Origin of the sequence: Kitasatospora sp. NPDC005856 (assembly GCF_040629945.1) — a bacterium.
In the GTDB taxonomy this organism is placed as follows: Bacteria; Actinomycetota; Actinomycetes; order Streptomycetales; family Streptomycetaceae; genus Kitasatospora.
Map to the genome: position 1 here is coordinate 1 of NZ_JBEXWT010000025.1, position 25998 is coordinate 25998.

The following is a 25998-nucleotide window of genomic DNA, read 5'->3' on the forward strand; positions in this document are numbered from 1 at the left end:
GGGCGAACGGCGGACGCGGCGCCGCCCGGTGGCCGGCGCGGACGGGCGGTCGCCGGGGCCCGGGCCGCGGCGTGGGGGCGGCGGCAGTGGTCATCGAATCCTCCTCGGCACCCGGCGGCGAGGGCCGCCGAGGCCGACCACGATCGCACCGCAAGCTCTGAGCCCGCTCTGAGTCCGGCCTGTCCGGGCGCCCGTCCGATCGGGCATCAGGCCAGGTCAGAGCCGATGCGAAGGTCGGTGAACCGGTGCCGGAAGGTCTCAGCGGTTTCTCATCGGGACCGGCCAGGATGAACCGTGCGCAGTACCGACCGGAGGAACCCCATGGACGAGACCGCAGAGCGCCCGAACTGGCGGGTCCTGGTCGTCGACGACGAACCGGACCTGGTCGAGGTGGTCTGCGGAGCCGTCCGCTACGAGGGCTGGCAGGCCCGCGGGGTGACCACCGGTCTGGCCGCCGTCGAGGCCGCCGCGGCCTGGCGGCCGCACGCCGTGGTGCTCGACGTGATGCTGCCCGACCTGGACGGCCTGGAGGTGCTGCGCCGCGTCCACGCCGAGCAGCCCGAGGTGCGGGTGCTCTTCCTGACCGCCCGGGACGCCGTCGAGGAGCGGATCGCCGGGATCGCGGCGGGCGGCGACGACTACGTGACCAAGCCGTTCAGCCTGGCCGAGGTGGTGGTCCGGCTGCGCGGCCTGCTGCGCCGGGCCGCCCCGCCCGCAGCCGCCCCGCAGCCGCCGCCGCACGCCCTGGTGCTCGGCGACCTCGTGCTGGACGACCGGGCCCGCGAGGTCACCAGGGCCGGGGAGACGGTCGAGCTCAGCCCGACCGAGTACGCGCTGCTCGCCCACCTGATGCGCCACCCCCGGCAGGTGCTCAGCAAGGCACAGATCCTGGAGGCGGTCTGGTCGTACGACTTCGGCGGGCAGGCGCACATCGTCGAGCTGTACATCAGCTACCTGCGCAGGAAACTGGACGCGGGTCGCAGCCCGATGATCCACACGGTGCGCGGCGCGGGATACCTGATCAAGGCCGCGACGTGACCCCGGGCAGCGGGCTCCGCCGGGCGAGGTGGCGCCCCGCCGGGCTGGTGCCCCGCACCCTGCGCGCCCGGCTGACCGCCGGCCTGCTGGTGTTGCTCGTCGCCACCTGCGCAGCCGTCGGCTTCGCCACCACCGCCGCGCTGCGCCACTTCCTGGTCGACCGCCTGGACCAGCAGCTCGCCGAGTCCGGTGGCCGCTACGCCGCGAGCCTGGAGCACACCGGTCGCGGCGCCGGCCCCGACACCCGGGCCCAGACCCCCGGCACCCTCGGCGTACGGCTGCTGGGAGGGCGGGTCACCGCCGCGGGCGTGGTCGACGGGGACGCCGACGACGCGGACGAACCCGGCGGCGACGACGACCGGGTCACCTTCACCGCCGAGCAGCAGCACGCGCTGGCCGCCCTGCCCGTCGACGGCCCGGCCCGCAGCCTCGACCTCGGCAGGACCCTCGGCCACTACCGCGTCCGCGCGGTCACCGGGCGGGACGGCGACGTGCTGGTCAGCGGCCTGCCGCTGCGCCCGGCCGAGGACACCGTCGACCGGCTGGAGACCCTGGAGCTCACCGTCTTCGCGATCGCCGCCACCGCGGCGGGCGCGGCCGGGGCGGCCTGGGTCGGCTTCTCGCTGCGCCCGCTGCGGCGTGTGGTGGGCATCGCCGAGCGGGTCGGCGCGCTGCCGCTGGCCAGCGGCGAGGTCATGCTCGCCGAACGCGTGCCGGACGACGACCCGCGCACCGAGGTCGGCCGGGTCGGCGCCGCGCTCAACCGGATGCTCGGGCACGTCGGCGACGCGCTCGCCCGCCGCCACGCGGTGGAGGAACGGCTGCGCGCGTTCGCCGCCGACGCCAGCCACGAACTGCGCACCCCGGTCGCGGCGGTCCGCGGCCACGCCGAACTGGCGCTGCGCCACCCCGGGCCGGTGCCGGCGGGGGTCCGGCACTCGCTGGAGCGGATCGACGCCGAGACGCTGCGGATGGGGGCGATCGTCGAGGACCTGCTGCTGCTCGCCCGGCTGGACGCCGGTCGCCCGCTGGCCGAGGAGGAGGTGGACCTGACCCGGATCGCCCTCGACGCGGTGGCCGACGCCCGTGCCGCCGGGCCGGAGCACCGCTGGCGGCTCGCGCTGGCGGAGGAGCCGGTGCTGGTGAGCGGGGACGAGCACCGGCTGAGCCAGGTGGTGGCCAACCTTCTGGCCAACGCCCGGACCCACACCCCGCCCGGGACCGAGGCCCTCCTGCGGCTCGAACGGGTGGGTGGCCAGGCCGAGTTGAGCATCACGGACGACGGTCCGGGGATCGCGCCCGAGCTGGTCGACCGGGTCTTCGAGCGCTTCGTCCGGGGCGACCGGGCCCGTTCCCGTGCCACCGGTTCGACCGGGCTCGGCCTGGCCATCGTCCTGGCCGTGGCCCGGGCGCACGGTGGCGCGGTGGCGGTGGAGAGCCGGCCCGGGCGCACGGTGTTCACGGTACGGCTGCCGTGACCGCCGTTTCCGTCCCCGTCGCTGTCGCTGTCGCTGTCGCGGTCGCGGTCGTTGCCGTCGTCCGGAAGTGCTGCCGGTAGTCGGTCGGTGTGGTGCCGAAGCCACAGCCGGTGGCGATGCGGTCGAGCGTCGCGTCGGTGGACTCCAGCCGGTGACGGGCGACTTCGACCCGGGCCGATTCGACGTAGGCGCTCGGGGTGGTGCCCAGCTCGGTCTTGAAGATCCTGGTCAACTGCCGTTCGCCGACGTGGGCGTGGGCCGCGAGGTCCGGGACGGTGAGTGGCTCCGAGAGGTTGCACAGGATGTGGTGGCGCAGCCCCTCGATCCGCCGGGTGGTCGACACGGGCTCCAGCGGGACGCTGAACCGGCTCTGGCCGCTGGGGCGTTTGAGGTACATGACGAGCTGGCGGGCGACCCTCAGGGCCAGCTCCTCGCCGAAGTCCTCGGCGACCAGCGCGAGCGACAGTCCAGGCAGGCGCTGATGCCCGCGCCCGTCCGGACCTCGTCCTGGCGGATGAAGATCGGGTCCGGGTCGACCTCGACCTCCGGGTGCTCCTCGGCGAGTTGGCCGGCCGTGGACCAGTGGGTGGTGGCGCGCCGCCCGTCCAGCAGCCCGGCGGCCGCGAGCAGGTGCGCGCCGACGCAGACGCTGGCCACCCGGCGCGAGCGGACGGCCAGCGTACGGACCCGGTCGACCACCGCAGGGTCGGTCAGCGCGCGGACCCGGCGGCGGTCGTCCACCTTGACCGAGCCGGGCACCAGCAGGGTGTCGATCCGGTTCCGGGCGACCTCGTCGAAGGTGAGGTCGGGCAGGATGCGCACGCCCGCCGCGGTGGTGACTCGACCCTGATCATGATCGACTACCAGAACACCTACGTGCGCGGCGTGATGGAGCTGGCGGGCTGGCAGGAGGCGCTGGACGCCGGCGCCGACCTGCTGGCCCGGGCCCGGGAGGCCGGCGCCACCGTGATCCATGTGATCAACGACGGCGGCGAGGGCACCCCGTACGACATCCGGGCCGAGATCGGGCAGATCCACCCGAGCGTGGCCCCGGCCGAGGGCGAGCGCGTGGTGGTCAAGCGGGCCCCGGACGCCTTCGTCGGTACCGACCTGGGCGAACTGCTCGACACGGCCGGTCACCAGGACGTCGTCGTCGCCGGGTTCATGACGCACATGTGCGTCGCCTTCACCACGGCCGGAGCCTTCCTGCGCGGCAACCGCCCGACCGTCGTGGCCGCCGCCTGTGCCACCCGCCCGCTGGAGTCGGCCGGCACCGGGCTGACGGCCACCCAGGTCCACCGTGGCGCGCTGGCGACGATCGGTGACCTGTACGGGGTGGTGGTGGAGTCCCCGGCCGACCTCGGCTGAGCCGGAGCCGGACGGCACCGGACCTGACCCCGGCGCGGACCGGACCACACCCGGACTCTGACTCCGGCTCGGCCCGGGAGCGCCACCGATCCGCCCCCGCCTCGTTGACCAGACCGCGCACGGTATCGGCGGAGGACGGGGAACGGGCATGGCGGGGAACGGGGCGGCGGTGGGCGGCTCGCCGGAGCCGGCGGAGTCGTACCGGGTCTGCGAGCAGGAGCTGGCCGACCACCAGGCCTCGCTGCGGGCGATCGGCGAGCTGCTGCCGCCCGAGGTGCGGCCGTACTTCCACGCCGTCAACGGCTTCGCCTCCCGGTCCGACCGGATCGCCGACGACGCCGATGCCGACGCCCGCGACACCGACGCCCGTGACGCTGATGCCCGCGACACGGACGCCCGCGCCGACCCCGCCGAGCGGCAGCGCCGGTTCGCCCGGTGGCGGGCCGAGACCCTGGCCGAGCTGGCGGCCGGCCGCAGCGAGCACCCGCTGCGCCGGGCCTTCGTGGACACCGTGCGCCGCTGGGAGCTGGACCCGGCGCTGGTCGAGGAGTTCCTGGACGCCACCCTCGCCGACGGCGCCCGCCCGCCCGCCTTCGCGACCCTCGCGGACCAGCGGCGCCACCTGCGCGGCGTCGCCGGGACGATCACCGAGCTGTGGGCCCCGCTGCTGGGGGCACGGGGCTCCCAGGCGGCGGGCGCGCTGTCCGCGCTGGGGGAGGCCTGCCAGCTGGCCGACATCCTGGAGGACCTCCCGCTCGACCTCGCGGCCGGCCGCTGCTACCTGCCGCGGGAGGACCTGCGCCGGCTCGGTCTGACCGTCGCCGACCTCGGCCGGGGCGACCACCGGGGCGATCTCCGACGCGACCACCAGGCCGCCTCGGCCGTCCCTGGCCTCCCGACCGCCCCGGCCGTCCCTGGCCTCCTGGCCAACCTGGACGCCCTGGTCGAGAGCCAGCAGGCGCAGCTGCGCCGCCTCCTGGAGCGGGCCCTGCCCGCCACCTGGCTCGCCGCCCCCGGCTGCCGCCCGTTCCTGCACACCCTGCTGCTCGGCGCCCAGCTCCAGTACGACGAAGTGACCATGGTGCGCTCACGCGTCCTGACCGAGGGGCTCACCCCGCTGAGCTCCGACGGCGTCACGCCCCACCGTCGCGCCCGGCGCGAGCCCGCCGAGGGTGTGCCCGCCCACGTCGCCGTGATCATGGACGGCAACCGCCGCTGGGCCGAGGCCCGCCGGCTGCCCGCCCAGCAGGGCCACCAGGCCGGGCAACGGGCCGCCCTGCGTCTGGTCAACGCGGCGCTGCGGCTGGGCATCCGCCACCTGAGCCTGTACGCGTTCTCCACCGAGAACTGGGACCGCCCGCCCGATGAGTTGACCGCGCTGTTCGACTCGCTCGCCGACGGCCTCACCCGCAGCGCGGAGAGCCTGCACACCCTCGGCGTGCGGATCCGCTGGTGCGGCCGGCGGGACCGGGTGGACGAGTCCCTGGCCTCCGCGATCGCCCTGGTGGAGAGCATGACGTCCAACAACGGCGTGCTGACCCTGACGGTCTGCGTGGACTACGGCGGGCGGGAGGAACTGGCCGCCGCGGCCCGGAGCCTGGCCGCCGAGGCGGTGGCCGGCCGGATCCCTCCGGAGGCGATCGGTCCGGCCGACCTCGCCCGGCACCTGTACCTCCCGGACCTCCCGGACGTCGACCTGCTGATCCGCACCTCGGGGGAGCAGCGGATCAGCAACTTCCTGCCCTGGCAAATCGCCTACGCCGAGCTGCTGTTCGACCCCACGCCGTGGCCCGACTACGACCTGGCCCGGCTGAGCGGGGCCGTCCGGGCCTACGCGGACCGCGAGCGCCGCTTCGGCGGCGGCGTGCCCGCCCAGTCCCGGCAGTCCCGACAGCCTGAGCAGTCCCGGCAACCCGAGCAGTCCAGACAGCCTCAGCAGTCCTGACAGTCCCAGCAGTCCCGGAAGCCCCTACGACCGCTGTTCCGGCGCGGCCGGAGGCGGAGGGGTGTACACCCCCTGGGCCGTGACGTACGCCAGCACCGTGTCCACCGTCACGGGGTGCGCGCCGAAGTTCGCGGTGTACGCGTCCACCGCCTCCTGGGTGGGGCGCAGTGGCACCCCGCTGAGCCGGACCTTGATCGGCTTCCCGGCCGGCACCGGATCGGCGGTCAGCTTCCCCTCCGTGATGCCGCAGCGGAAGGCCGAACGGTGCCCCATCTCGGCCCCGCTGACCTCGCAGCGGCCGGAGCCCAAGCCGTCGTTGATCGCGCCGGCCAGGTTCACCACCCGGTAGTTGCCCTGGGGGGTGCGGAGGGCGACCCCGCCGTCCAGTGCCCCGTCGCCGTGCGCCTTCGGCGGGTTGGCGAGGGAGGGATCGCCCACGGCCGAGCGGATCGGCAGGTGGACGGCCGGGCCGTGGGCGTCCAGCACCATGCGCGCCGGGGCGACGACGTCCACCATGGCGTGGAAGCGGTCCAGTTGGGCCTGCGCATCCGGGGTCCAGCGCACCTCGACCCAGCCGTCGGAGAGGGTTCCCAGTTTTCCGGCGCGGTCGGTGCCGCCGTCGACGGCACCGGCCGCCGTCCCGGTGAGCCACCCCAGTAGCGGGGCGCCCAGCGCCGCGCCCAGCAGCGAACGCCGCGTCGTGCTCATCGTCCCGAACCGTCCTTCCCGGGCCGTCCAGCACGGCCCTGGGACGGATCATCCGTCCACCGACCGTCTCCGAGGCCGTGGCGGAGGACGAAACCACTCGCACGGGGGGAGCGGGAAGCGGTGACGGGTGGTCCGTCCGGGGACAGGAGCCCCCCGGAACCGCTGCGCGCCGGTCCCCGCCCGGAACCCGGGCACCCTTCCAAAGGCCGGGACGGCACCCCGTCCGGAACCCGGGACGGCACCGCATCCGGAGCCCGACCGCCCCCCAGCCCCAAGTTGAACACGTTCAAAGATGTGCGCCATGATGAGGACGCGCGAGAGCGCCCCACCGCGGCCTGCGGCGAAGGGCGGTTCCGTGCTGCCCCGTCACGCTCCGAAATCCCGCTCCAGAACCCGGAGTCGACCGTGCGACACCTGTTGCAACGCCACCCCTTCGCGATGCGCACCCACTTCGCGCACTCGCTCGTCCTCACCTACGCCCTGCCGCCCCGGCTGCTCGCCCCGCTGGTGCCGCCCGGCCTCGCCCTCGACACCTACACCGACCCGGACGGCACCGAGCACGGCTTCGTCGCCGCCGCGGTCGTGGACACCCGGGCGCTGCGCCCGGCCGCGCTGCCCGCCCGACTCGGCCGGGACTTCATCCTGACCGGCTACCGGGTCTTCACCCGCTTCCCGACCCCCGGCGGACGCACCATGCGCGGCCTGCGCATCCTGCGCTCGGACACCGACAGCCGGATGATGGCGCTCGGCGGCAACGCCTTCTCCCGCTACCACTACCGGCACGCCCGGATCGGCACCCGGGTGGCCGGCGACACGCTGGAGTTCAAGGTGGTCAGCGGCGACGGCCGTGCCGACCTGCACGTGCGCGCCGACCTCGGCAGCGCCCCCGCCGCCCTCCCGCCGGGCAGCCCGTTCGCGGACGCCCGGGCCGCGCGGCGCTTCGCGGGCCCGCTGCCCTACACCTTCGAGTACGAGCCGCAGACCCGCTCGATGATCGTCGTCAAGGCCACCCGGGCCCACTGGGATCCCGCCCCGGTGGCCGTCGAGGTGCCCCGGCTCACCTTCTTCGACCACGGTCCGCTGGCCGGCAGCCGGCCCCTGCTCGCCAACGCCTTCCACGTCGCCGGCCTCGACTACGGCTGGCACGCCGGAGAGCGCCGTACCCTCACCGGAGCCGCCCGATGACCGCCCCCGCCGAGTCCCGCCCGTCCGCCGTCCGCCCCTCAGCCCGCCCGTTCGTCCGCTGCTCCTCCGCCCTCTGCCCGTCCACGGCCCGGACCGACGGCCCCCGCCCGTCCGGCGTGCGCGAGGTCGTCCGCTACAACTGGCCGATGTACGCGGCCGGTGCGCTCACCGTCGCCGTCGGCGGGGCGCTGGCCGGCCGGCTGCCCGGCCCCGCCGCCGTGCTCGCCCGGGCGGCCGCCGCCACCGCCGCCGGGTACCTCGCCGTCAGCACCCTCGCCACCTGGTGCGTCTACGACCGCTCCGAACTCCACCGCTACGACTGGCTGCCCGCCCTGCTGCCCGACGGCCCCGGCGACCACCTGGTGATCAGCACCGGCCTGGACGAGGCCAGCCGCCCGCTCGCCGCCCGTCACCCCGGTGCCCGCGGCCGCCTCGCCGACCTGTACGACCCGGCGCTGACCGGCAGCGGCTCGATCCGCCGCGCCCGCCGCCACGCCCCGCCCGCCCCCGGCGCCATCCCGGCCCGCCCGGGCGCCCTGCCCGCCGCGACCGGCGCCCTGGACACCGTGTTCGCCGTCTTCGCCGCCCACGAGCTGCGCCGGCCCGCCGACCGCGCCGCCCTGTTCGCCGAGGCCGCCCGCAGCCTGCGCCCCGGCGGCACCCTGCTGCTGGTCGAGCACCTGCGGGACGCCGCCAACGCCGCCGTCTACGGTCCCGGCGCCTGGCACTTCCTGCCCCGCGGCACCTGGCTCCGGCACGCCGCCGAGGCGGGTCTGCACCCGGCCGCCGAGCGCCGGATCGCCGGCCTGGTCACCGCCTTCGCCTTCCGGAAGTCCGCGCCATGACCGGACTGATCACCCTGGAAGGCCAGTTGCGCCTGGTCGGCGCCGCCCTGGTGACCCTCGGCCTGGGCCACGCGGTGCTGCCCCGCGTCATCGGCTGGCCCGCCGACCTGTCCGGCACCACCCTGCTGACCCGCCAGGTCTCCTACGCCCACCTCTTCTTCATCGGCCTCGCCTGCGCCCTGCTCGGCCTGCTCCCGCTCTGCCTGGCCCCCGACCTGCTGGCCGGCGGTCGGCTCGGCACCGCCCTGCTGGCGGGCCAGACGCTCTTCTGGGGCCTGCGCTGGCTCCTCGAATTCGCCTACTTCTCGCCCCGGCTGTGGCGGGGCGACCGCCTTCGCACCGTCGGGCACCTCGGCCTCTCCGTGCTGTGGACCTGGGTGACGGCGGTCTTCGCCGGAGCCCTCTGGCACACGGTCTAGGATCAGTCGCGACCCCAGGAGCCCACACACCCCTCAAGGATCATGCGGTGACCGTTGCTTTCCCCCGTGCTCGCGCCGTGCGGTCGGCCCTGTCGGCCGGCGCCGTCCTGCTGGCGGCCACCTCCTGCTCCGGTTCGGCCGACGCCGCGCTGACCAGCGCCGAGGCCAAGAAGCAGACCGACGCGTACTTCTCCGAGACCTTCCTCGCCTTCCCGAAGCCGATCTCGCCGGTGGTCGACCGCGACGGCGAGGAGCAGTGCTTCAAGAAGGGCGCCCCCTCGGAGCCGGACGGCCGGGTCAAGGCCGTCACGTACCGATTCCTGCGGGACATTCCGGCCGATCACCACGGCACGATCTTCGACGCCTTCCGCGGCCACCTCGTCGTGGCCGGATTCCGGGTCACCGACAGCAGGCCCGGGGTGATCGTCCTCACCAACCCGGACAACGGCTTCAAGGCCTCCATCTCGGACGGCGACAACTGGCCCGCCACGCTGGTCGTCGGTTTCGAGTCCCCCTGCGTCTCGCCCGCCGGGGCCAAGCCCGCCAACGGTTGAGCCCGCCAACGGCCGAGCACGCCGGTCCCTCCCCTCGCGCACCCGCCGCCGCTCCGCGGGGCGCGTCCCGTCAGACGTTCGCCGGGAGGGCCGGCGCGCGGCGCGGCTGGGGCGGCAGGGCGAGGGTGAGGGCCTCGCGGGAGGCGGCCGGGAGGGCGAGGGCGGAGGCCGTCTCGGCGGGCAGCGGGTGGAGCCCGAGCAGGGCGGTGGTCAGTCGGGTGGTGGCGCGGTGCCAGTCGGGTATCCGCTGGAGCATGGCGTGGCCGCTGCCGGTGACGGTGTAGCCGCAGACCCGGGCGCCCGCGGCGCGGCTGCGGGCGGCGAAGGCGTGGGTGTCGGCGGGCGGGGTGACGGTGTCGCGGTCGCCGTGCAGCATCAGCACGTCCCGTCCGGCGAGCTGTTCGCACGGGTCCTCGGCCGGGCACCAGGGCGCGAGGGCGACCAGGCCGGTGACGGCCGGGTGCCCGCCGGCCTGCAGCGCGGCGCGCCCGCCCATCGAGTGGCCGACCAGCACCGTCGGCACCGGCCCGAGCAGTGCGGTCAGTTCGTCGAGCGCGGCGGTCGCGTCCCGTGCGGCGTCGGCCCGTTCGCCGTTCCAGCCGCGGTGGCGGTAGCGGACCGTCCCGATGGCGATGCCGGCGTCCGCGGTCGCCCGGGTGAGCCCGCGCAGGAAGCCGTGCATCCGCAGCAGCGGGAGGTTGAGGCGCCCGGGCCGGGCGAAGTTGTGCTCCTCGCCGCCGTGCAGCACGAGGACGGCGGCCCGGGCCGCTTCCGGGCGGACCTGCCAGTGCAGCGCCCGGTGGTCCACCGCGCGCTCCGCCGCCGTACCGCTCACTGTCGCACCGTCCCGTCGTCCGTCCCGCCCGTGGCCCGTCCCCGGACCGCCACTGTACGCGGGCGCAGGGCCGGTCCGTTCACCCGAGGGAACCATCCCGGACACCGGGCGCGCGCGACCGGATCGGGGGCCTGCTATTCACGAAGGGTGGGGGGCCGGTAGCGCCCGCTCGTGGCGCCGTGTCACCGAGTGGAGGACTCCGTGGCTCAGCAGCTCGCTCTGTCCGTCGACTTCGGGTCGGGTTTCACCCAGGCCTGGTCCAAGATCGCCAAGGTCATTCCGCAGTTCATCGCCTTCCTGGTGATCCTCTTCATCGGCTGGATCGTGGCCAAGGCGATCGCCAAGCTCCTCGACCGGGTGATGCGCAGGCTCGGCTCGGAACGCGTCGCCGAGCGGTCGGGCATGGCCGCCCGCCTGGCCGGGTCCAAGTACGACATGACCGGCATCATCTGCAAGGTCGTCTACTACATCGTCCTGCTGATGGCCCTGCAGCTGGCGTTCGGGGTCTTCGGCCCGAACCCGATCAGCGTGATGATCCACAGCATCGTCGCCTGGCTGCCCAGGGCCATCGTCGCCGTCGTGATCCTGGTGGTCGCGATGGCCATCGCCAACGGCGTGCGCGACATCGTGGGCAACTCGCTCTCCGGCGCCTCGTACGGCCGGGCGGTCGCCACCACGGTCTGGGCGTTCATCGTCGGCCTCGGTGTGATCGCCGCGCTGGGCCAGGTCGGGATCGCCACCGCGATCACGACCCCGGTGCTGATCGCCGTGCTCGCCACCATCGCCGGCGTGCTGGTGGTCGGCGTCGGCGGCGGCCTGATCCTGCCGATGCGCCAGCGCTGGGAGCGGTGGCTGGACGGCGCCGAACGGGAGACCGCCCGGCTGCGTGGCAGCTCCTACCAGGCCGGCCGCTCCGACGCGCTGTCCAACCAGCCGGTCCGGCCCGCCACCCAGACCGGTCCGGGCACCCCGCCCGCGCCGGGCATCGAGGGCGACCAGAACCGGTGACGCGCCGGGGCCGCCGGCCCCCGGCCGGAACCGGTGGTCACCCGGGCCCGGTAAGGGCCTGCCAGGGCTCAGACCTCCAGCAGGCCCTGCTCGCGCACCAGCCAGCAGATCGCCGTGAGCCGGATGACGGCGTAGTCGTAGCCGACCGGCTCCCGCCAGCCGATCTCGGTGAGCGCGTCCACGAAGCCCAGCGCGTAGTCCGACAACTCCTCACGGTCCACGGGCCAGGGCGCGAGCTCCGGCCCCTGGGCGTACAGCAGTTCCCGCAGCATCGCCACGTGCTGGTCGACCGCCGCGACGAAACCGGGCTCGAAGGCGAACTCGGCCAGCCGGGGCGTGAAGGCCGTCACGATGCCGGGCAGCGGACAGCCGGCCGGCTCGTCGGGGGAGCGCCGGGAGTAATCGTCGGAGGTCGCGAACATCCGTCCACGTTAGGCGAGTCCCCGCGCCGGAACGGACGCCCGTGACGGTTCCGTGCTGAGACCTTGGCCACCCCGCCCGCGCCGCCCGCCCGTCGCGGCGACGTTCCGTGGCCGGTCCGGTCCGCTCTGCCGATCATGGGGTGCTCCGTACCAGAATGGCCGGCATGGATCTCCGCATCTTCACCGAACCCCAGCAGGGCGCGAGCTACGACACCCTCCTCAAGGTGGCCCGCACCGCCGAGGAGCTCGGGGCCTTCAGCGCCTTCTTCCGCTCCGACCACTACCTGAAGATGGGCGACGTCGACGGCCTGCCCGGGCCGACCGACGCCTGGATCACCCTGGCCGGACTCGCCCGCGACACCAGCACCATCCGCCTGGGCACCCTGATGACCGCCGCCACCTTCCGGCTCCCGGGCGTCACCGCGATCCAGGTCGCCCAGGTGGACGCGATGAGCGGCGGCCGGGTCGAGTTCGGCCTCGGCGCCGGCTGGTACGAGGCCGAGCACACCGCGTACGGGATCCCGTTCCCGAAGGAGAAGTTCGGTCGGCTGGAGGAGCAGCTGGCGATCATCACCGGCCTGTGGCGGACCAAGCTCGGCGACACCTTCGACTTCGCCGGCGAGTACTACACCCTGACCGACTCGCCCGCGCTGCCCAAGCCCGCCCAGGAGCACGTCCCGGTGCTGGTCGGCGGGCACGGCCCCCGGCGGACCCCGGCCCTGGCCGCCCGCTTCGCCGACGAGTTCAACCTGCCGTTCGCCTCGGTGGACGACACCGCCGCCCAGTTCGGCCGGGTCCGCGCCGCCGTCGAGGAGGCCGGGCGCCCGGCCGACGCCCTGGTCTACTCCAACGCCCAGGTCGCCTGCGTGGGCCGGGACGACGCCGAGGTCGCCCGCCGGGCCGCCAGGATCGGCCGCGAGGTCGAGGAGCTCAAGGAGAACGGACTGGCCGGCACCCCCGACGAGGTGGTCGAGAAGATCGGCCGGTACGCGGCCGTCGGCAGCGAGCGGACCTACCTCCAGATCCTCGACCTGGACGACCTCGACCACCTGGAGCTGATCGCCTCCCGGATCGCCCCGCAGCTCGGCTGAGGTCCGCCACCGGGCCACCGGGCCACCGGGCCGCCGGAGGCCCGAAGGCCCGGTGGCCCGGTGGCCCGGGCCCGGCCGGGTCGTCCGTACCCGCCCCGACCTCCGCCCTTTACTCGTTCTTGGGAATGCGCCATGCTCCTTGGACAGGAACGGCGGGGGGAGACCGGGTGAGCGGGACGAGAACGGTGCGGACGGCGGCGGCGCCGAGAGTGCCGCCGCCGCGCACCACCGGGGAGCGGGTCGTCCTGCCCACGCCGCACGAACCGCCCGCCCGGCACGAGCTGCGCGGGCCCGGACCGGCCGTCCTGCGCTACCCCGCCGGGGACCTGCTGGTCGTCACCGGCCTGCCCGGTAGCGGCAAGAGCACCCTGATGCGCCGCTGCGTCCGCGCCCCGCTGATCGACTCCCAGCTGGTCCGCGAGGAGTACGCGGCCCGGCTGCCCGGCCGGCTGCCGTACGCGCTCTACCGCCCGCTGGCCCGGCTCGCCCACTACCGGCGGCTGCGCCGCGCCGTCCTGGACGGCGGGCCGCTCGCGGTGCACGACTGCGGCACCCAGCCCTGGGTGCGGGCCTGGCTGGCCCGCACCGCCGCCGGGCAGGGCCGCCGGGTGCACCTGCTGCTGCTCGACGCGGACCCGGCCGAGGCATTGGACGGGCAGCGGCGGCGGCGGCGCGGCGTCTCGCGCTACGCCTTCGCCCGGCACCTGGCCGCGGTCGCCCGGCTGCGCCACCGGATCCTGGAGGCCGGCCTGCTGCCGGCCGGCTGTGCGTCGGCCGTGGTACTCGACCGGGCCGCCGCGCGCGCCCTGCGGGAGATCGACTTCACGGCGTCGTAGTCTCGGCGAGTCCGCGCCGGGCGCCGGCGGGTCCGGCCGGAGCAGGCCCGGGACGCGGCCGAGACCACGTCAACTCCCCCCTCAGGAGCGCTGATGCGCCGTACTGCCCGGGTGCGCCCGCGTGCCCCCCGCCTGTTCCCCTGCGCCGCCGCACTGGTCGCCGCGGCCGGTCTGAGCCAGTTCGCCGCTCCGGCCGCACACCGTGCCACCGTCGCTCCGGGCACCGTCGCTCCGGGCACTGTCGCTCCGGGGCCTGCCGCTCCGGCGGTCGGGTGCGCGGACGACGACGATGCCGGGACGGCCGATGCGGCCGATGCGGTCGGTATGACCGATGCGGCCGGTGCCGCCGGTGCCGTCGCCCGGCTGCCCGCCGGCAGCCGCCCGGTCGGGGACCCGAACCAGGTCAGTGCCGCCGAGGCCCGGGGGATGCAGGCCGACCTCGACCAGCGGCTCGCCGAACTGGGCACCTTCCGGCGCCGGGTCGCCACCCCGACCACCATCCCGGTGTACTTCCACGTGATCCACGACGGCGACGCCGGACGGCTGGACCAGGCCGCCGTCACCGGCCAGATCGACCACCTCAACGAGAGCTACGGCGGCCGGGGCGAGGGCAACGCCCCGAGTCCGTTCCACTTCGAGCTGGTCGGCGCCGACTGGACCGACAACGCCTCCTGGTACACCGGCATGACCCCGGGGTCCCCGGCCGAGCAGGCCATGAAGACCGCCCTGCGCCAGGGCGACCAGGGCACCCTCAACCTCTACACGGCCCGCCTCGGCGAGTCCCTGCTCGGCTGGTCGACCTTCCCGAACGCGTACCGGGCGAACCCGGTCGACGACGGCGTGGTGGTGCTCGACGCCTCCCTGCCCGGCGGCGCCGCCGTCCACTACGACGAGGGCGACACCGCCACCCACGAGATCGGCCACTGGCTCGGCGTCTTCCACACCTTCCAGGGCGGCTGCCGGGCCCCGGGCGACTACGTGGACGACACCCCGGCGGAGCGCAGCGCCGCCTCCGGCTGCCCCGAGGGCCGCGACACCTGCACCGGCCCCGGGCTCGACCCGATCCACAACTTCATGGACTACAGCTACGACTCCTGCATGACCGGCTTCACCCCGGGGCAGGTCGAGCGGATGGCCAACGCCTGGGCCGTCTACCGGAGTTGAGACTCCCGTGGGAGTGGGGCGGGGAGGAGGCGGCCGGGAGGGAGGCTCAGCAGAACACCACCAGGTAGAGCAGGATCCGGTCGCCGGAGGCCCGGAACTCGTACGCCAGGTACTCCAGGCCGCAGGCGTCCAGCCAGGCGGCCGGCCGCTCCTCGGGCGTGAGCAGGGCGGGCACGAAGACGCCCGGGGAGGCCTCGTGCAGCCGGCCCCGCAGGCCCAGCGTCATCTCGTCCGCGTGGACCGCCAGCCGCTTCGCCAGCCGGCGCTCCACCGGGCCGCGGGCCAGCCGCCAGTAGCGTCCCTCGGCGTCGACGAAGCCGCCCGATTCGAGCGGGTCGTCGAGATTCCAGTACTCGTGCTCCTCCTTCTGCGGCAGGGCGGCCAGGACCTCGGCGAAGCCGCCGGTGCGGCGGCGGGGCTTGCTCGGCATCCGGGCATCCTCCCAGGTCCGGAAGGTCAGCGGCGATCGAATTGAATGCGATGGGCCGGTTTCGGCGTGGCAGATACCGACCGTTTGTCCGATTTGATCTATGTTCGGAGGGTCGGGACCGATCAGGAGCAACCGAAGGAGCAAGGCCATGAGTGCCATTCCCCGGATCGTCGTCGGTGTGGACGGCTCGCCCGCCTCGGAGCAGGCGCTGCGCTGGGCGATCGACTACGCGCGGGCCGTCGGCGGGACGGTCCACGCGATCGCCGCCTGGGAGTACCCGGCCTTCTACGGCTGGGCCGGGCAGGGCGTGCCGACCGTCGAGACCTTCAACCCCGAGGAGCTCGCCGGGAAGACCCTCAGCGAGACCGTCACCAAGGTGGCCGGTGACGACGCCGGCGTGGGGATCACCGAGAGCGTGATGCCCGGCAACGCCGCCCAGGCGCTGCTGGAGGCAGCCAAGGGCGCCGCGCTGCTCGTCGTCGGCAGCCGCGGCCTGGGCGGCTTCTCGGGCGTGCTGCTCGGCTCGGTCAGCCGCCACCTCACCGAGCACGCGCCCTGCCCGGTGGTCGTGGTGCGCGAGGGCCAGGCCACCGGCGGGCAGTCGGCCTAGCGCGCCCGGGGCCGGTGTCCCGCCGGGCCGCCGCGCGGACCAGAATGGAGACATGCCAGAAGGTGACTCCGTCTACCGCGTGGCGGCCCACTTGCACGAGGCCCTCGCCGGACAGCCGCTGACCAGCGCCGACCTGCGGGTCCCCGCCCACGCCACCGCCGACCTCACCGGCCGCCGGGTGCTGGAGGTCGCCCCGCGCGGCAAGCACCTGCTCACCCGCTTCGAAGGCGGCTTCACCCTCCACACCCACCTGCGGATGGACGGCCGCTGGGAGGTCTACCGCCCCGGCGAGCGGTGGACCGGCGGACCCGACCGGCAGATCCGCGCCATCCTCGGCACCGACCGGGGCACCGCCGTCGGCTACCGGCTGCCCGTCGTCGATCTGCTGCGCACCGCCGACGAACAGCGGGTCGTCGGCCACCTCGGCCCCGACCTGCTCGGCCCCGACTGGGACCCGGTCGAGGCCGTCCGCCGGCTCCTCGCCCGCCCGGGCCGCCCGGTCGTCGAGGCCCTGCTCGACCAGCGCAACCTCGCCGGGATCGGCAACGTCTACGCCAACGAGCTGTGCTTCGTCGCGGGCGTCACCCCCTGGACCGAGATCGGCGAACTCCCGCACCCCGACCGGCTGGTGGAGCGCGCCCAGCAGATGCTGGAGGTCAACAAGCTGCGCCCCGGCCACATCACCACCGGCGACACCCGGCCCGGCTACCAGCACTGGGTCTACGGCCGGGCCGGGCGGCCCTGCCCGCGCTGTGTGACCCCCGTGGTCGCCGGGCGCCAGGGCTCGCCGCCGCGCGACCGGGCGGTCTTCTGGTGCCCGTACTGCCAGCGCGGCCCGGCGCCGGACGTCACGACCGCTCGACCAGCGCGGGGTGGCGCGGGTCGTCCACCCGGACGGTGACGTCGGCCGCCTCGGCGGGGACGGTCTCCTCCTCGTAGCGGGCGAAGGCGGGCAGCGTCCACTGCTGGTCCGCCGGGGTGCGGCGGGCCAGCGCGGCCGGGCCGAGGGCCAGGTGGACGGTCAGCTCCAGCGGCAGCCAGCGGCCGAGCAGCAGGGCGCCGTCCAGCAACAGCACGCCGCCGGGCGGGAGTTCGGTGTACGGGGAGCGGGTCGAGCGGTCGGTGACCGGGTCGCGCAGGGAGGGCAGGACGCGGCCGCTGCCGCCCGGCTCCAGCGGGTCGAGCACCTCGCGCGCCAGGGCGCCGTCGTCCAGCCAGAGGTCGTGGAAGGCGTCCGCGTCGTGGTGGCCGTACTCCAGCCGGATCGAGGCCGGGCGCAGGAAGCCGGAGGCCGAGACCCGCAGCGTCGGGTGGCCGCGCAGCCGCAGCGGTTCCACCAGGGCGTCGGCGAGCGCCTCGGGGCGGGCGGCCGCCGCGCCGTCCACGGCCACCCGCAGGCGCCGGTCGCGGGCGCCGGGCAGGGCGGCGACGCGGTCGGCGAGCAGCTCGGCCAGGTTGTCGGGGGAGATCGGGCGTACCTGCATCGGGCCGTCCTGCCGTGTCGTCGTGTCGGGTCCGTCGGGGTGGGGCGTCGGGGCGCTCGGTTCGGTCGGGGCGCCCGGTTCAGGGGAAGGGCGTTCAGGTCCGGGGGGAGGGCGTTCGGTTCAACGACGTTCGGTTCAACGACGTTCAGTTCAGCGGAAGGGAGTGCAGGACGTCGTCGTGGCCCGCGTAGAGGCGGGTTCCGTCGTCCTGGTGGGCGGCGTCGGTGGCGAGCGTCCAGACGTCCTTGCCCGGACCGGAGTCGTGGAAGGTCCACCCCAGCTCGCCGGTCGCCGGGTGGATCGCGCTGACCCCGCCGACCGCCGTGCCCGGGACGAACAGCGTGCCGTTGGCGACCAGCGGACGGCTGCGGCGGTCCAGCGGGAACGGCAGCCGGCAGGACCAGAGCTCGGCGCCGGAGGACACGTCGAGGCAGCTGACGACGCCCTGGTCCCACGGGACGTACACCCGGGTGCCGTGCTCCAGGGGCGGCAGCGCCCGCCAGGACTCACCCCGGTGGGGCGAGTAGGTCCAGCCCGGCTCGCCGGTGGGGCGCAGCATGCGCACGCCGCCGGCGCCGTCGGGGACGTAGACGCCGGACGAGCCGGTGACGCACCAGCGCAGGTCCTCCTCGCCGGGCGCCGTCCACAGCTCGCGGCCGGTGGCGGCGTCCCGGGCCACCAGCTCGGTGCGGCCGTCGACGAGACGGATGCAGGCGAGGCGGCTGTCCCCGCCCCGGGTGGCGGGCGTGACGGGCTGCTCGGTGCGCTCGGTGCGGACGGACCAGCGCAGGGAGCGGTCGGCGACCCGCAGCGCGAAGAGGCGGTTGTCCGGCGGGGTGCGGTCGGCCCGCGGGCGGCCCCAGGAGTAGCCGTAGAGGATGCCGGGGTCACGGTCGTAGCCGGCGAGGTGGATCTGCCCCTGGAGTTCGTCGGGCAGCGGCAGGCTCCAGTCGGCGGCGGGGTCGGTGAAGTGGCGGGCCTCGAGGTGGCCCTGGTAGGTGGCGGTGAAGAGGTGGTCGGGCCCGACCACCACCTTGCCGAGCATGTCGAGGTCACTGGGCCAGTTGCGGGTGGCCGGCGGGTCGAAGACCAGCAGCCGGGCGGCGGTGCCCTTGGCCGGGTCGAGGACCTGCAGCCCGTTCCTGGAGAGGAAGACGGGGCGGCGGGGCGGGTCGGTGAGCCGTTCGGGGGTCATCACCTCCGGGCCGCGGTAGGTCCAGACCGGCGTCGGCCCCGACAGCGCGGTCGGATTCGGCCTGGTCGGCCCCGGTGCGGGGACGCCCCCGCCGGCCCCCGAACGGCCGAACGCCCAGGCGGCCCCGCCCGCCGCGAGCACCCCGGCCCCGATCAGCAGCCGGCGCCGGCCCGGTCGCGGGCGCTCCGTGCCGCCCGCGAGCACGTCCTCCGCGGTCTCGCCGCCGCCCGTCTCCTCGTCCCACTGCCACGACGTTCCGTGCGCGGACCTCTCGGACGACGGCGACTGCATCCGGCTCTCGCTTCCCCACCGGCGGCCCCACGCCGCCACCCGCCCGGAGAATATCGAACAGTCCCCGAACCGTCCGAAACCCCCGCAACGCCCGTATTGGGCTGTGGCACACAGTGGGAGACCCGTCCACAGCCCAGGGGAGGTGCGTCGTGACGGCTGAGATGATCGCACCCGAATGGATGCACCGGCAGATCACCGGTGAGCAGTACGACTCCTGGACCGACGAGCAGTGCGCTGGCATCGAGATCGTCGACGGGATGGTGGTCGTGTCCCCGAGCGCTTCCAAGCGGCACAAGCGGCTCGCCCGGTTCCTGGCGAACGCCCTGGACGAGGCGGGTGGCGTCGAATGGAACGCCGACACCGACTTCGACGTCCGGCTGCAGGACGTGCCGCTGAACAACCGCCGACCGGACGTGGTGGTCTACCGGGCGGACACGATCGACGAGTCGCCGACCAGACCGAACCACGTCCTGCTGCTGGTCGAGGCGGTCTCGCCGGGCTCTGAGCCCCGAGCCGGGCCCCGGGGCGGTGCGGGGCCGGTGCGGGCTCGCCTTGACACGGTTGCGGGCCAGGCGTAGCAAAAGAGCATGCGCCATCCGCACGCGACCGGTGGGGCCCCTGGTGCGCGGCCCGGTCCGGACCGGCTGTCGGAGCCCGGGGGCGGCGCCGAAGCGGACCGAACGGCCCCGCCGTCCCTCCGGGACTCGGCCCGGCAGCCGGAGCAGCGGCGGGACGAGCTCTTCGCCGAGGCGGTGCGCCGGGTGCTGGGGACCACCGGGGCGTACGGCGCGCTGGTGTACCTGCGCTCGCGGGACCGCGGGTCGCTGGTGCTGCGCACGATCGCGGGCGTGCCGCTGGCGGTGATCAGCCCGTTCCGGCGGGTGGCCGCCACGGGCCCGCTGCCGGTCGCGGTCTGCTTCCGGACCGGGCACGTGATCACCCTGACCGACACCGAGGACACCATGCGGCGCTTCCCGCAGCTCGCGGTCGGCCTGCCGTACGACTTCGCCTCCGTCTGCGTGCCGGTGGCGTACGGCGAGGAGCGCTTCGGCGTGCTGAGCGGGCTGTGGCCGGCCTCGGACGAGGGGCTTCCGGAGCCGGCCGCCCGGCAGCTGGCCGCGGTGGCCGCCCGACTGGGCGCGGAACTGGCCGCGTTGGACGAGCCCGGGCAGTCGGTGGAACCGGGGGGCGAGGTGGCCGTGGCGGAGCTCGCGCCGCCGTCGTCGGTACCGGCCACCCGGGTCGGGCTGTTCGACTGGGACGTGGCCACCGGGGCGCTCGCCGCCGACGAGCGGTTCCGGGAGATCTTCGGCTTCGGGCCGGGCGAGTTCGACGGCACGGTGGCCGCGCTGAACCGCAGGGTCGCCCCCGGCGACGTGCCGGCGTTCCGGGCCGCCGCCCGCGTCGCGCTGGAGCGCGGCGAGGTGCTGGCGGCCCGGGTCCGGGTGCTCGGGCCGCAGGGCCTGCCGTACCCGGTGGAGCTGTGGGCCCGGGTGCCCGTGGCGATCTCCGACGGCCGGACCCACCTGGTCGGCGCGGTGCTGGACGTGCGGAACCTGACCGCCGCCGCGGCAGCCGTCGAGCGGCTGCACGAGGGCGTGCTCTCGTTGGACGCCGACGGCCGGATCAGCTACGCCAACCGCGCCGTCGAACCGCTGCTCCGGGCCGGCCGCGAGGACCTGCTCGGCCACCACCCCTGGGACGTGCTGCCCTGGCTCGCCGACCCCTTCTACGAGCACCGCTACCGCGCCGCCCTGCTCTCCAAGCGGCCCACCGCCTTCCTGGCCGCCCGCCCGCCGGAGGGCTGGCTCGCCTTCTCGCTCTACCCGGACGCGCACGGCGTCACCGCCCGGGTGGTCGCGGCCGAGGCGCCGCTGGGCGCCGCCGAACCGCCCGCCGCCCCGCCGCCCGCAGACCGCACCGGGGTGGGCGGCACCCACCACCTGCTCCAGCTGGCCAGCGCGCTCACCGAGGCGGTCACCGTGCGGGACGTCTGCCGGGCGGTGGCCGACGAGATCCTGCCGGCCTTCGGCGGCCAGGAGCTCGCCATCTACGCGGTGCGCGACCAGCACCTGCACCTGGTGTCCCAGGCCGGCTACCCGGACGGCTTCCTGGACGCCTTCGAGGGCACCCCGATCGACGCCCGGGTGCCCGGAGCGGAGACGCTCAGCGCCGGCACCCCGATCTTCTTCGAGTCGGTGCGTGAACTCGCCGCCACCTACCCCGGCCTGACCCTGGACGAGATGGGCGCCTGGGCCTTCCTGCCGCTGATCGCCTCCGGCCGGCCGGTCGGCAGCTGCATCATCGGCTTCGGTCTGCCGCGCCGGTTCACCGTGGAGGAGCGCGGCCTGCTCACCGCGCTCGGCGGCTTCATCGCCCAGGCACTGGAGCGCGCCCGGCTGTACGACGCGGAGTTCGCCCTGGCCCGGGGCCTCCAGCAGGCGCTGCTGCCGCACCGGCTCCCCGAGGTGCCCGGCATCCGGATCACCGCCCGCTACCTGCCCGGCACCCAGGGCATGGAGATCGGCGGCGACTGGTACGACGCGATCGTCACCGGCGGGGACGTCACCCTGGTGATCGGCGATGTGGAGGGCCACAGCGTCGGCGCGGCCGCCGCGATGGGGCAGCTGCGCAGCGCCGTCCGCGCCTTCGCCACCGGCGGCGACCCGCCCGACACGGTGCTGGCCCGCACCAACCGGCTGCTGCTCGACCTCGACCTCGGGCTGCTCGCCAGCTGCTGCCTGGTCCGGCTGACCCCGGCCGTCGGCCTCGCCCGGATCGCCCGGGCCGGGCACCTCCCGCCGGTGCTGCGTCACCCCGGCGGGCGGGCCGAGGCGCTGTACGTCCCGGGCGGGCCGCTGCTCGGGGTGGACGACCGGGCCGACTACCCGGTCAGCGACCTGCGGCTGGGCAGCGGGGCGGTGCTCGCCCTCTACACCGACGGGCTGGTGGAGGACCCCGCCGTGGCGATCGACCAGGGCGTGGACCGGCTGCGCGCCGCGCTGGCCCGGGCCGTGGCGGGGGAGGACCTGGAGCAGGCGGCCGAGCGGCTGCTGCGCGAGGTGGGCTCGGCCCGCCGGGTGGACGACGTGGCGCTGCTGCTGACGGCCGTCGGCTGAACGGCCGTCGGCTGAACGGCCGTCGGGCACCGGTGACCAGGCGACTTTCGTCTCCGCGGGGCGGCGACGAAGGAGGACGGCGGTCACCGCGGCCGGACCGATAGCCTCGATGCGTGGAAGCGATAGCAAGGGCCTGGAACACGGCGGTACGGACGGCGCTGCCGGGGCCCTGGCGGCCCCGGCGGGTGGTGGGCGAGGCGGTGCTCGCCCTGCTGATGGGCGGTTTCGCCGCGCTGCTGGAGCTGCTCTCCAACAGCGGCCTGGCGGTGCCCTTCGGTTCCGCCGTCGCGGTGCTCTGGGTGCTGCGCAGGGGCCTGCCGGGAACCGTGCTGCTCGCCACCGCGGCCCTGGCCGGCTGGGCGGTCGGGCCGATGCCGATGCTGGTGTGCGCGGGCTGGACGGCCGGCGCGCGGATCCGCAGGGTCTGGTCGCTGGTCGGCACCTTCGCCGTCGGCTGGGTGCTGTTCACGGCGACGGGAACGGTGAAGGACTTCGTCGCGCTCTCGCCGAAGCTGGTCCTGTCGATGTCGCTGGGCTTCTTCCTGGTAGGCGCTGTGCTGCCCGCGCTCTACGGCCGTTACCGGGCGCAGCGCCGCGCCCTGCTGGACGCGCTGCGCGAGCGCAACGAGCAGCTGCTGCGCGAGCGGGTCATGGTGGTGCACCAGGCGCGGCTGCGCGAGCGGCACCGGATCGCCCAGGACATGCACGACAGCCTGGGCCACCAGCTGGCGCTGATATCGGTGCACTCGGGGGCGCTGGAGGTGGACCGGACGCTCACCGACCGGCAGCGCGAGGCGGTCGGGGTGCTGCGGCAGGCGGCGGTCTCGGCGATGCGTGAGCTGCGCGAGGTCGTCGGGGTGCTGCACGACGAGTCGACGGCGCTGCCGTCCACCGCCGGGTCGGCCGCCGCCGGGACACCGGCCCGGGGCGGGGTGGACGGGCTCGGCGGGCTGGTGGATTCCTCCCGGGCCGCCGGGGCGCGGATCGACCTCAGCCAGGAGGGCGAGCGGCGTCCGCTGCCGGCCGCCGTCGATCATGCGGCGTACCGGATCGTGCAGGAGGCGCTCACCAACGCGCACAAGCACGCCCCCGGCGCGCCGATCGCCGTCGCGTTGCGGTACGAGCCGGACGCGCTGGTGGTGGAGGTGACCAACACCCGCGCGCCGGAGCTCGTGGGCGCACGCGTCGGCGCGGGCGCGGCGGTCAGCGGCGGTCAGGGGCTGACCGGCCTGCGGGAGCGCGCGCGACTGGTCGGCGGCATGGTGCACGCCGGGCCCACGCCGGAGCAGGGCTTCCGGCTGGCGGCCGTGCTCCCCTATGAAGGGGCGGAGCCGGAGGCGGCGGCCGCGGCGGCCGACGGGGTCGAGGACTGGATGCCGGACGGCCTGCAGCCCGTCGAGGAGCCGGAGCGCAGGCGGCGCAGCCCGGCGGTGGGCTGCGCCCTCGGGGTGGTCGCGGTCGTGGTGATCGTGCTCGGTCTGTTGGTCTGGGGCGTGGTCGCCTTGGTCCGGGGCACCAACGACGCGACCGTGCAGCAGCCGATGTACGACCAGATCCGGACCGGCACCGCCGAGTCCGAGGTGCTGCGGACGTTGCCGCGCGGCAACGACTTCTTCACCGACACCTACAAGGGGACAGGACCCGAGGTTCCGGCGGGCGCGCACTGCCGCTGGTTCGTCCTGAACGGTGCGCCCGGCGCCGGCTGGAACGAGGACCATGTGGCGCGATTCTGCTTCCGGGACGGGGCGTTGGTGGAGAAGCTGGAGTACATCGCCCGGGGCTGAGTGCCCCCGTGCGCGGGGGGTGCTCCGGCCGGGGTGGGCCGGGCCGGTTTCGGAGCACGAAGGTCCGGATCGGGGTGGTTCGGAGCGGTCTCGCCGGGATGTGAGGATGGTGCCGCAGCCGAAGCACCGTTCGAGGGGAATGACCAGCGTGATCCGAGTCCTCGTCGCCGACGACGAGCCGCTGATCCGGGCCGGAATCAGGATGATCCTCGGCTCCGCCGATGACATCGAGGTGGTCGCGGAGGCCGCCGACGGGCGCGAGGCGCTGGAGCTCGCGCGGGCGCACCGGGTGGACGTGGTGCTGCTGGACATTCAGATGCCGGTGATGGACGGGCTGACGGCGCTCGGGGAACTGGCGAAGGTCGCCCCCGGCGCGCGGGCGCTGATCCTCACCACCTTCGGGGAGCGCGAGAACGTCCTGCGCGCCGTGTCCGAGGGCGGTGCCGGGTTCCTGCTCAAGGACACCGCGCCGAACGAGCTGATCCAGGCCGTCCGGGCGGCGGCCGGCGGGAACGCCTTCCTCTCCCCGGCCGCCACCCGGCACATCGTCGACTCGCTGGCCTCCGGGCGCAGCGCCTCGCTGGCCGCCCGCGCGGTGGCGGCGCGGCGCAGGCTGGAGGTGCTCACCCCGCGCGAGCTGGAGGTGTTGGCGCTGCTCGGCGAGGGTCTGTCCAACGCCGACGCGGGGGCGCGGATCCACATGAGCGAGGCGACGGTGAAGACCTACGTGAGCCGGATCCTGGCCAAGCTGGGCTGCGAGAACCGGGTCCAGGCGGCGTTGCTGGCGCGGGATGCGGAGCTCGACGGCCACGACTGAGGGTCACTTTTCGATCGCCGTGCGTAGTGGGTGTGACGGATGCCACTCGTCGGCGTCGCGGAATCGGGAACTCCGGACCGAATGGTGACGGTGCGTCAGCTGACGATTCCTCTACGTGGATGGCGTGTGAGCTTTCTCGGAGGGATAGGTGTGAGCGAGGGCACGGATTCCGACCGTTTGATCTTGGAAATTCGGTCGAAATCGGTCAAATCAGGCACATTTTCTTGATCAATACCGCCGGTAACAGTCAACTGACCTGCGACGTCCAAGAATTGCTTGCTGCGTCCGGGTGATGCCCCCTAGCTTCATTGGCGGCGCAACGAGCGCCACCCGGGTTCACCCCGACGCATCGCCCGCCGACTGACCAACGGCGCGAGGGCGGTGCCCGCCGACCAGCCGGCTCGAACAGGCCGTCGGCGTGCGGAGGTGACCGGGGCGGCACGGCACGTCCGACACGTGTCCGGCCGCCCGTCGAGCGAGGTGAGCGAAAAACTGCCGGCCCATGTCCCGGGCCTGGTTCCGCATGCCCACCCGGGACTTGTCGAGAGGACTTGTATGAATCCCCGTCACGAGACCGCCGCTGCCACCGACACCACCGCCACCGCCACCAGCGCCGCCAGGCGTCACCGCGTTCGGATGGCGGTCGTCGCGGGCGCCGCCGTCGCGGCCCTGCCGGTGGCCGGCCTCGTCACGGCCACCTCGGCCTCCGCCGCCACCGCCTCGACCTGGGACGCCGTCGCCCAGTGCGAGAGCGGCGGGAACTGGAGCATCAGCACCGGTAACGGCTTCCACGGCGGACTGCAGTTCTCCCCGTCCACCTGGGCCGCGTACGGCGGGACCGCGTACGCCTCCCAGGCCAACAAGGCGACCAGGGCGCAGCAGATCGCAGTCGCGGAGAAGGTCCTCGCCTCGCAGGGCCCGGGCGCCTGGCCCGTCTGCTCGCAGAAGGCGGGTCTGAGCAGGGGCGGCGCCCCGGCCGCCGTCGACACCTCGGGCGGCGAGGCGGCCAAGCCGACCGCGAAGGCGGCCAAGCCCGCCAAGCCCGCCGCCGCGCCCGCCGTGCCCGCCGCGCCCGCCGCCAAGCCCGCCTCCGGCAAGGCCGCCGCCACGCAGCAGGCGCCCAAGGCGCAGCCCTCCGCCAAGCCGGCGCAGTCCGCGCCGGTCGCGCCGAAGAACACCGCCGCGGGTGGCTACACCATCAGGAGCGGTGACACCCTGAGCGAGATCGCGGCCAAGTTCGGCACCGACACGGACAGCCTGTACCGGAAGAACGTGCGCACCATCGGTGACGACCCGGACCTGATCTTCCCGGGCCAGACGCTGACGGTCTGACGGCCCGACGGCCCGACGCGAAGCCGTCCGGCGGAGCCTT

General features: G+C 75.0%; 23 protein-coding genes and 3 pseudogenes. 19 read left to right on the forward strand and 7 right to left on the reverse strand.

Annotated elements, in window-relative coordinates:
- Positions 1-321 precede the first annotated feature (321 nt).
- Positions 322-1038: a response regulator transcription factor gene (locus ABZ449_RS17275; protein ID WP_360346374.1), complete on the forward strand. Its 717-nt coding sequence runs from the start codon at positions 322-324 to the stop codon at positions 1036-1038.
- Complete coding sequence (locus ABZ449_RS17280; RefSeq protein WP_360346376.1) at positions 1035-2516, forward strand: ATP-binding protein; 1482 nt, start codon at positions 1035-1037, stop codon at positions 2514-2516. Before ABZ449_RS17275 ends, ABZ449_RS17280 begins: the two co-directional genes overlap by 4 nt.
- Here the strand turns inward: ABZ449_RS17280 and ABZ449_RS17285 are convergent.
- Positions 2497-3362, reverse strand: a pseudogene (locus ABZ449_RS17285) (DJ-1/PfpI family protein); the annotation flags it as partial. The gene ABZ449_RS17280 and the pseudogene ABZ449_RS17285 sit on opposite strands and share 20 nt — an antisense overlap.
- Between ABZ449_RS17285 and ABZ449_RS17290 the strand changes: the two are divergent.
- Both ABZ449_RS17290 and uppS read left to right on the forward strand, forming a co-directional pair.
- Positions 3354-3884: pseudogene (locus ABZ449_RS17290) on the forward strand (cysteine hydrolase family protein); the annotation flags it as partial. The pseudogenes ABZ449_RS17285 and ABZ449_RS17290 overlap by 9 nt on opposite strands.
- Positions 3885-4032: 148 nt before the next feature.
- Positions 4033-5829, forward strand: a complete 1797-nt coding sequence (uppS, locus tag ABZ449_RS17295) for a polyprenyl diphosphate synthase (protein ID WP_360346378.1) — start codon at positions 4033-4035, stop codon at positions 5827-5829.
- 24 nt (positions 5830-5853) lie between these two features.
- Here uppS and ABZ449_RS17300 read toward each other — a convergent pair whose 3' ends face one another.
- Entirely contained in the window at positions 5854-6537 is a 684-nt protein-coding gene (locus ABZ449_RS17300; RefSeq protein WP_360346380.1) for a hypothetical protein, read from the reverse strand.
- 405 nt (positions 6538-6942) lie between these two features.
- Here ABZ449_RS17300 and ABZ449_RS17305 point away from each other — a divergent pair, with 405 nt between their 5' ends.
- The 4 genes from ABZ449_RS17305 to ABZ449_RS17320 are packed head-to-tail and all read left to right on the forward strand — an operon-like array spanning position 6943 to position 9540.
- Entirely contained in the window at positions 6943-7722 is a 780-nt protein-coding gene (locus ABZ449_RS17305) for a DUF2071 domain-containing protein (RefSeq protein WP_360346382.1), read from the forward strand.
- Positions 7719-8567 (forward strand): class I SAM-dependent methyltransferase, encoded by an 849-nt coding sequence (locus ABZ449_RS17310; RefSeq protein ID WP_360346384.1) that lies wholly within the window; start codon positions 7719-7721, stop codon positions 8565-8567. Before ABZ449_RS17305 ends, ABZ449_RS17310 begins: the two co-directional genes overlap by 4 nt.
- On the forward strand, positions 8564-8986 hold the full coding sequence (locus tag ABZ449_RS17315) for a hypothetical protein (RefSeq protein ID WP_360346386.1): 423 nt from the start codon (positions 8564-8566) through the stop codon (positions 8984-8986). The genes ABZ449_RS17310 and ABZ449_RS17315 overlap by 4 nt, the downstream gene beginning before the upstream one ends.
- 47 nt (positions 8987-9033) lie before the next feature.
- The gene (locus ABZ449_RS17320; RefSeq protein WP_360346388.1) at positions 9034-9540 is read left to right on the forward strand and encodes a hypothetical protein; all 507 of its coding nucleotides are present in this window, start codon (positions 9034-9036) and stop codon (positions 9538-9540) included.
- Between the two features lie 70 nt (positions 9541-9610).
- Here ABZ449_RS17320 and ABZ449_RS17325 read toward each other — a convergent pair whose 3' ends face one another.
- Positions 9611-10375, reverse strand: coding sequence for an alpha/beta hydrolase (locus ABZ449_RS17325; protein ID WP_360346390.1), 765 nt, complete (start codon positions 10373-10375; stop codon positions 9611-9613).
- 201 nt (positions 10376-10576) lie between these two features.
- Between ABZ449_RS17325 and ABZ449_RS17330 the strand changes: the two genes are divergently transcribed.
- Positions 10577-11383, forward strand: a complete 807-nt coding sequence (locus ABZ449_RS17330) for a hypothetical protein (protein WP_360346392.1) — start codon at positions 10577-10579, stop codon at positions 11381-11383.
- A 68-nt stretch (positions 11384-11451) separates the two neighbouring features.
- Here ABZ449_RS17330 and ABZ449_RS17335 read toward each other — a convergent pair whose 3' ends face one another.
- Entirely contained in the window at positions 11452-11805 is a 354-nt protein-coding gene (locus ABZ449_RS17335; protein ID WP_360346394.1) for a DUF6401 family natural product biosynthesis protein, read from the reverse strand.
- Positions 11806-11969: 164 nt separating this feature from the next.
- On the opposite strand from ABZ449_RS17335, the gene ABZ449_RS17340 reads away from it, so the two are divergent.
- From ABZ449_RS17340 to ABZ449_RS17350, 3 genes are all read left to right on the forward strand, one after another.
- Positions 11970-12896, forward strand: a complete 927-nt coding sequence (locus ABZ449_RS17340; RefSeq protein WP_360346396.1) for an LLM class F420-dependent oxidoreductase — start codon at positions 11970-11972, stop codon at positions 12894-12896.
- Positions 12897-13063: 167 nt separating this feature from the next.
- Entirely contained in the window at positions 13064-13732 is a 669-nt protein-coding gene (locus ABZ449_RS17345; protein ID WP_360346398.1) for an AAA family ATPase, read from the forward strand.
- Between the two features lie 93 nt (positions 13733-13825).
- A complete protein-coding gene (locus tag ABZ449_RS17350; RefSeq protein ID WP_360346400.1) occupies positions 13826-14896 on the forward strand; it encodes a zinc metalloprotease in 1071 nt (356 codons plus the stop codon).
- Between the two features lie 46 nt (positions 14897-14942).
- Here the strand turns inward: ABZ449_RS17350 and ABZ449_RS17355 are convergent, their stop codons facing one another.
- Complete coding sequence (locus ABZ449_RS17355; protein ID WP_360346402.1) at positions 14943-15326, reverse strand: hypothetical protein; 384 nt, start codon at positions 15324-15326, stop codon at positions 14943-14945.
- 148 nt (positions 15327-15474) lie between these two features.
- Between ABZ449_RS17355 and ABZ449_RS17360 the strand changes: the two genes are divergently transcribed.
- Positions 15475-15936 carry a universal stress protein gene (locus tag ABZ449_RS17360; RefSeq protein ID WP_360346404.1) on the forward strand — a complete coding sequence of 154 codons (462 nt, stop codon included), beginning with the start codon at positions 15475-15477 and terminating at the stop codon, positions 15934-15936.
- Positions 15937-15988: 52 nt separating this feature from the next.
- The gene (locus ABZ449_RS17365; RefSeq protein WP_360346406.1) at positions 15989-16837 is read left to right on the forward strand and encodes a DNA-formamidopyrimidine glycosylase family protein; all 849 of its coding nucleotides are present in this window, start codon (positions 15989-15991) and stop codon (positions 16835-16837) included.
- On the opposite strand, the gene ABZ449_RS17370 is transcribed toward ABZ449_RS17365, so the two are convergent.
- Together ABZ449_RS17370 and ABZ449_RS17375 are read right to left on the reverse strand one after the other, a co-directional pair.
- A complete protein-coding gene (locus tag ABZ449_RS17370; RefSeq protein ID WP_360346408.1) occupies positions 16785-17420 on the reverse strand; it encodes a uridine kinase in 636 nt (211 codons plus the stop codon). The two genes, ABZ449_RS17365 and ABZ449_RS17370, sit on opposite strands and share 53 nt — an antisense overlap.
- A 145-nt stretch (positions 17421-17565) precedes the next feature.
- Entirely contained in the window at positions 17566-18906 is a 1341-nt protein-coding gene (locus ABZ449_RS17375; protein ID WP_360346410.1) for a PQQ-binding-like beta-propeller repeat protein, read from the reverse strand.
- A 149-nt stretch (positions 18907-19055) separates the two neighbouring features.
- On the opposite strand from ABZ449_RS17375, the pseudogene ABZ449_RS17380 reads away from it, so the two are divergent.
- The 5 genes and pseudogenes from ABZ449_RS17380 to ABZ449_RS17400 form a co-directional block, all read left to right on the forward strand.
- Positions 19056-19412, forward strand: a pseudogene (locus ABZ449_RS17380) (Uma2 family endonuclease); the annotation flags it as partial.
- Between the two features lie 81 nt (positions 19413-19493).
- Positions 19494-22025, forward strand: a complete 2532-nt coding sequence (locus ABZ449_RS17385) for a SpoIIE family protein phosphatase (protein WP_360346412.1) — start codon at positions 19494-19496, stop codon at positions 22023-22025.
- A 113-nt stretch (positions 22026-22138) separates the two neighbouring features.
- The gene (locus ABZ449_RS17390) at positions 22139-23809 is read left to right on the forward strand and encodes a histidine kinase (protein WP_360346414.1); all 1671 of its coding nucleotides are present in this window, start codon (positions 22139-22141) and stop codon (positions 23807-23809) included.
- A 148-nt stretch (positions 23810-23957) separates the two neighbouring features.
- Positions 23958-24626 (forward strand): response regulator transcription factor, encoded by a 669-nt coding sequence (locus ABZ449_RS17395; protein WP_360346416.1) that lies wholly within the window; start codon positions 23958-23960, stop codon positions 24624-24626.
- A 555-nt stretch (positions 24627-25181) separates the two neighbouring features.
- Complete coding sequence (locus ABZ449_RS17400) at positions 25182-25958, forward strand: transglycosylase family protein (protein ID WP_360346418.1); 777 nt, start codon at positions 25182-25184, stop codon at positions 25956-25958.
- The last annotated feature ends 40 nt before the right edge of the window (positions 25959-25998 follow it).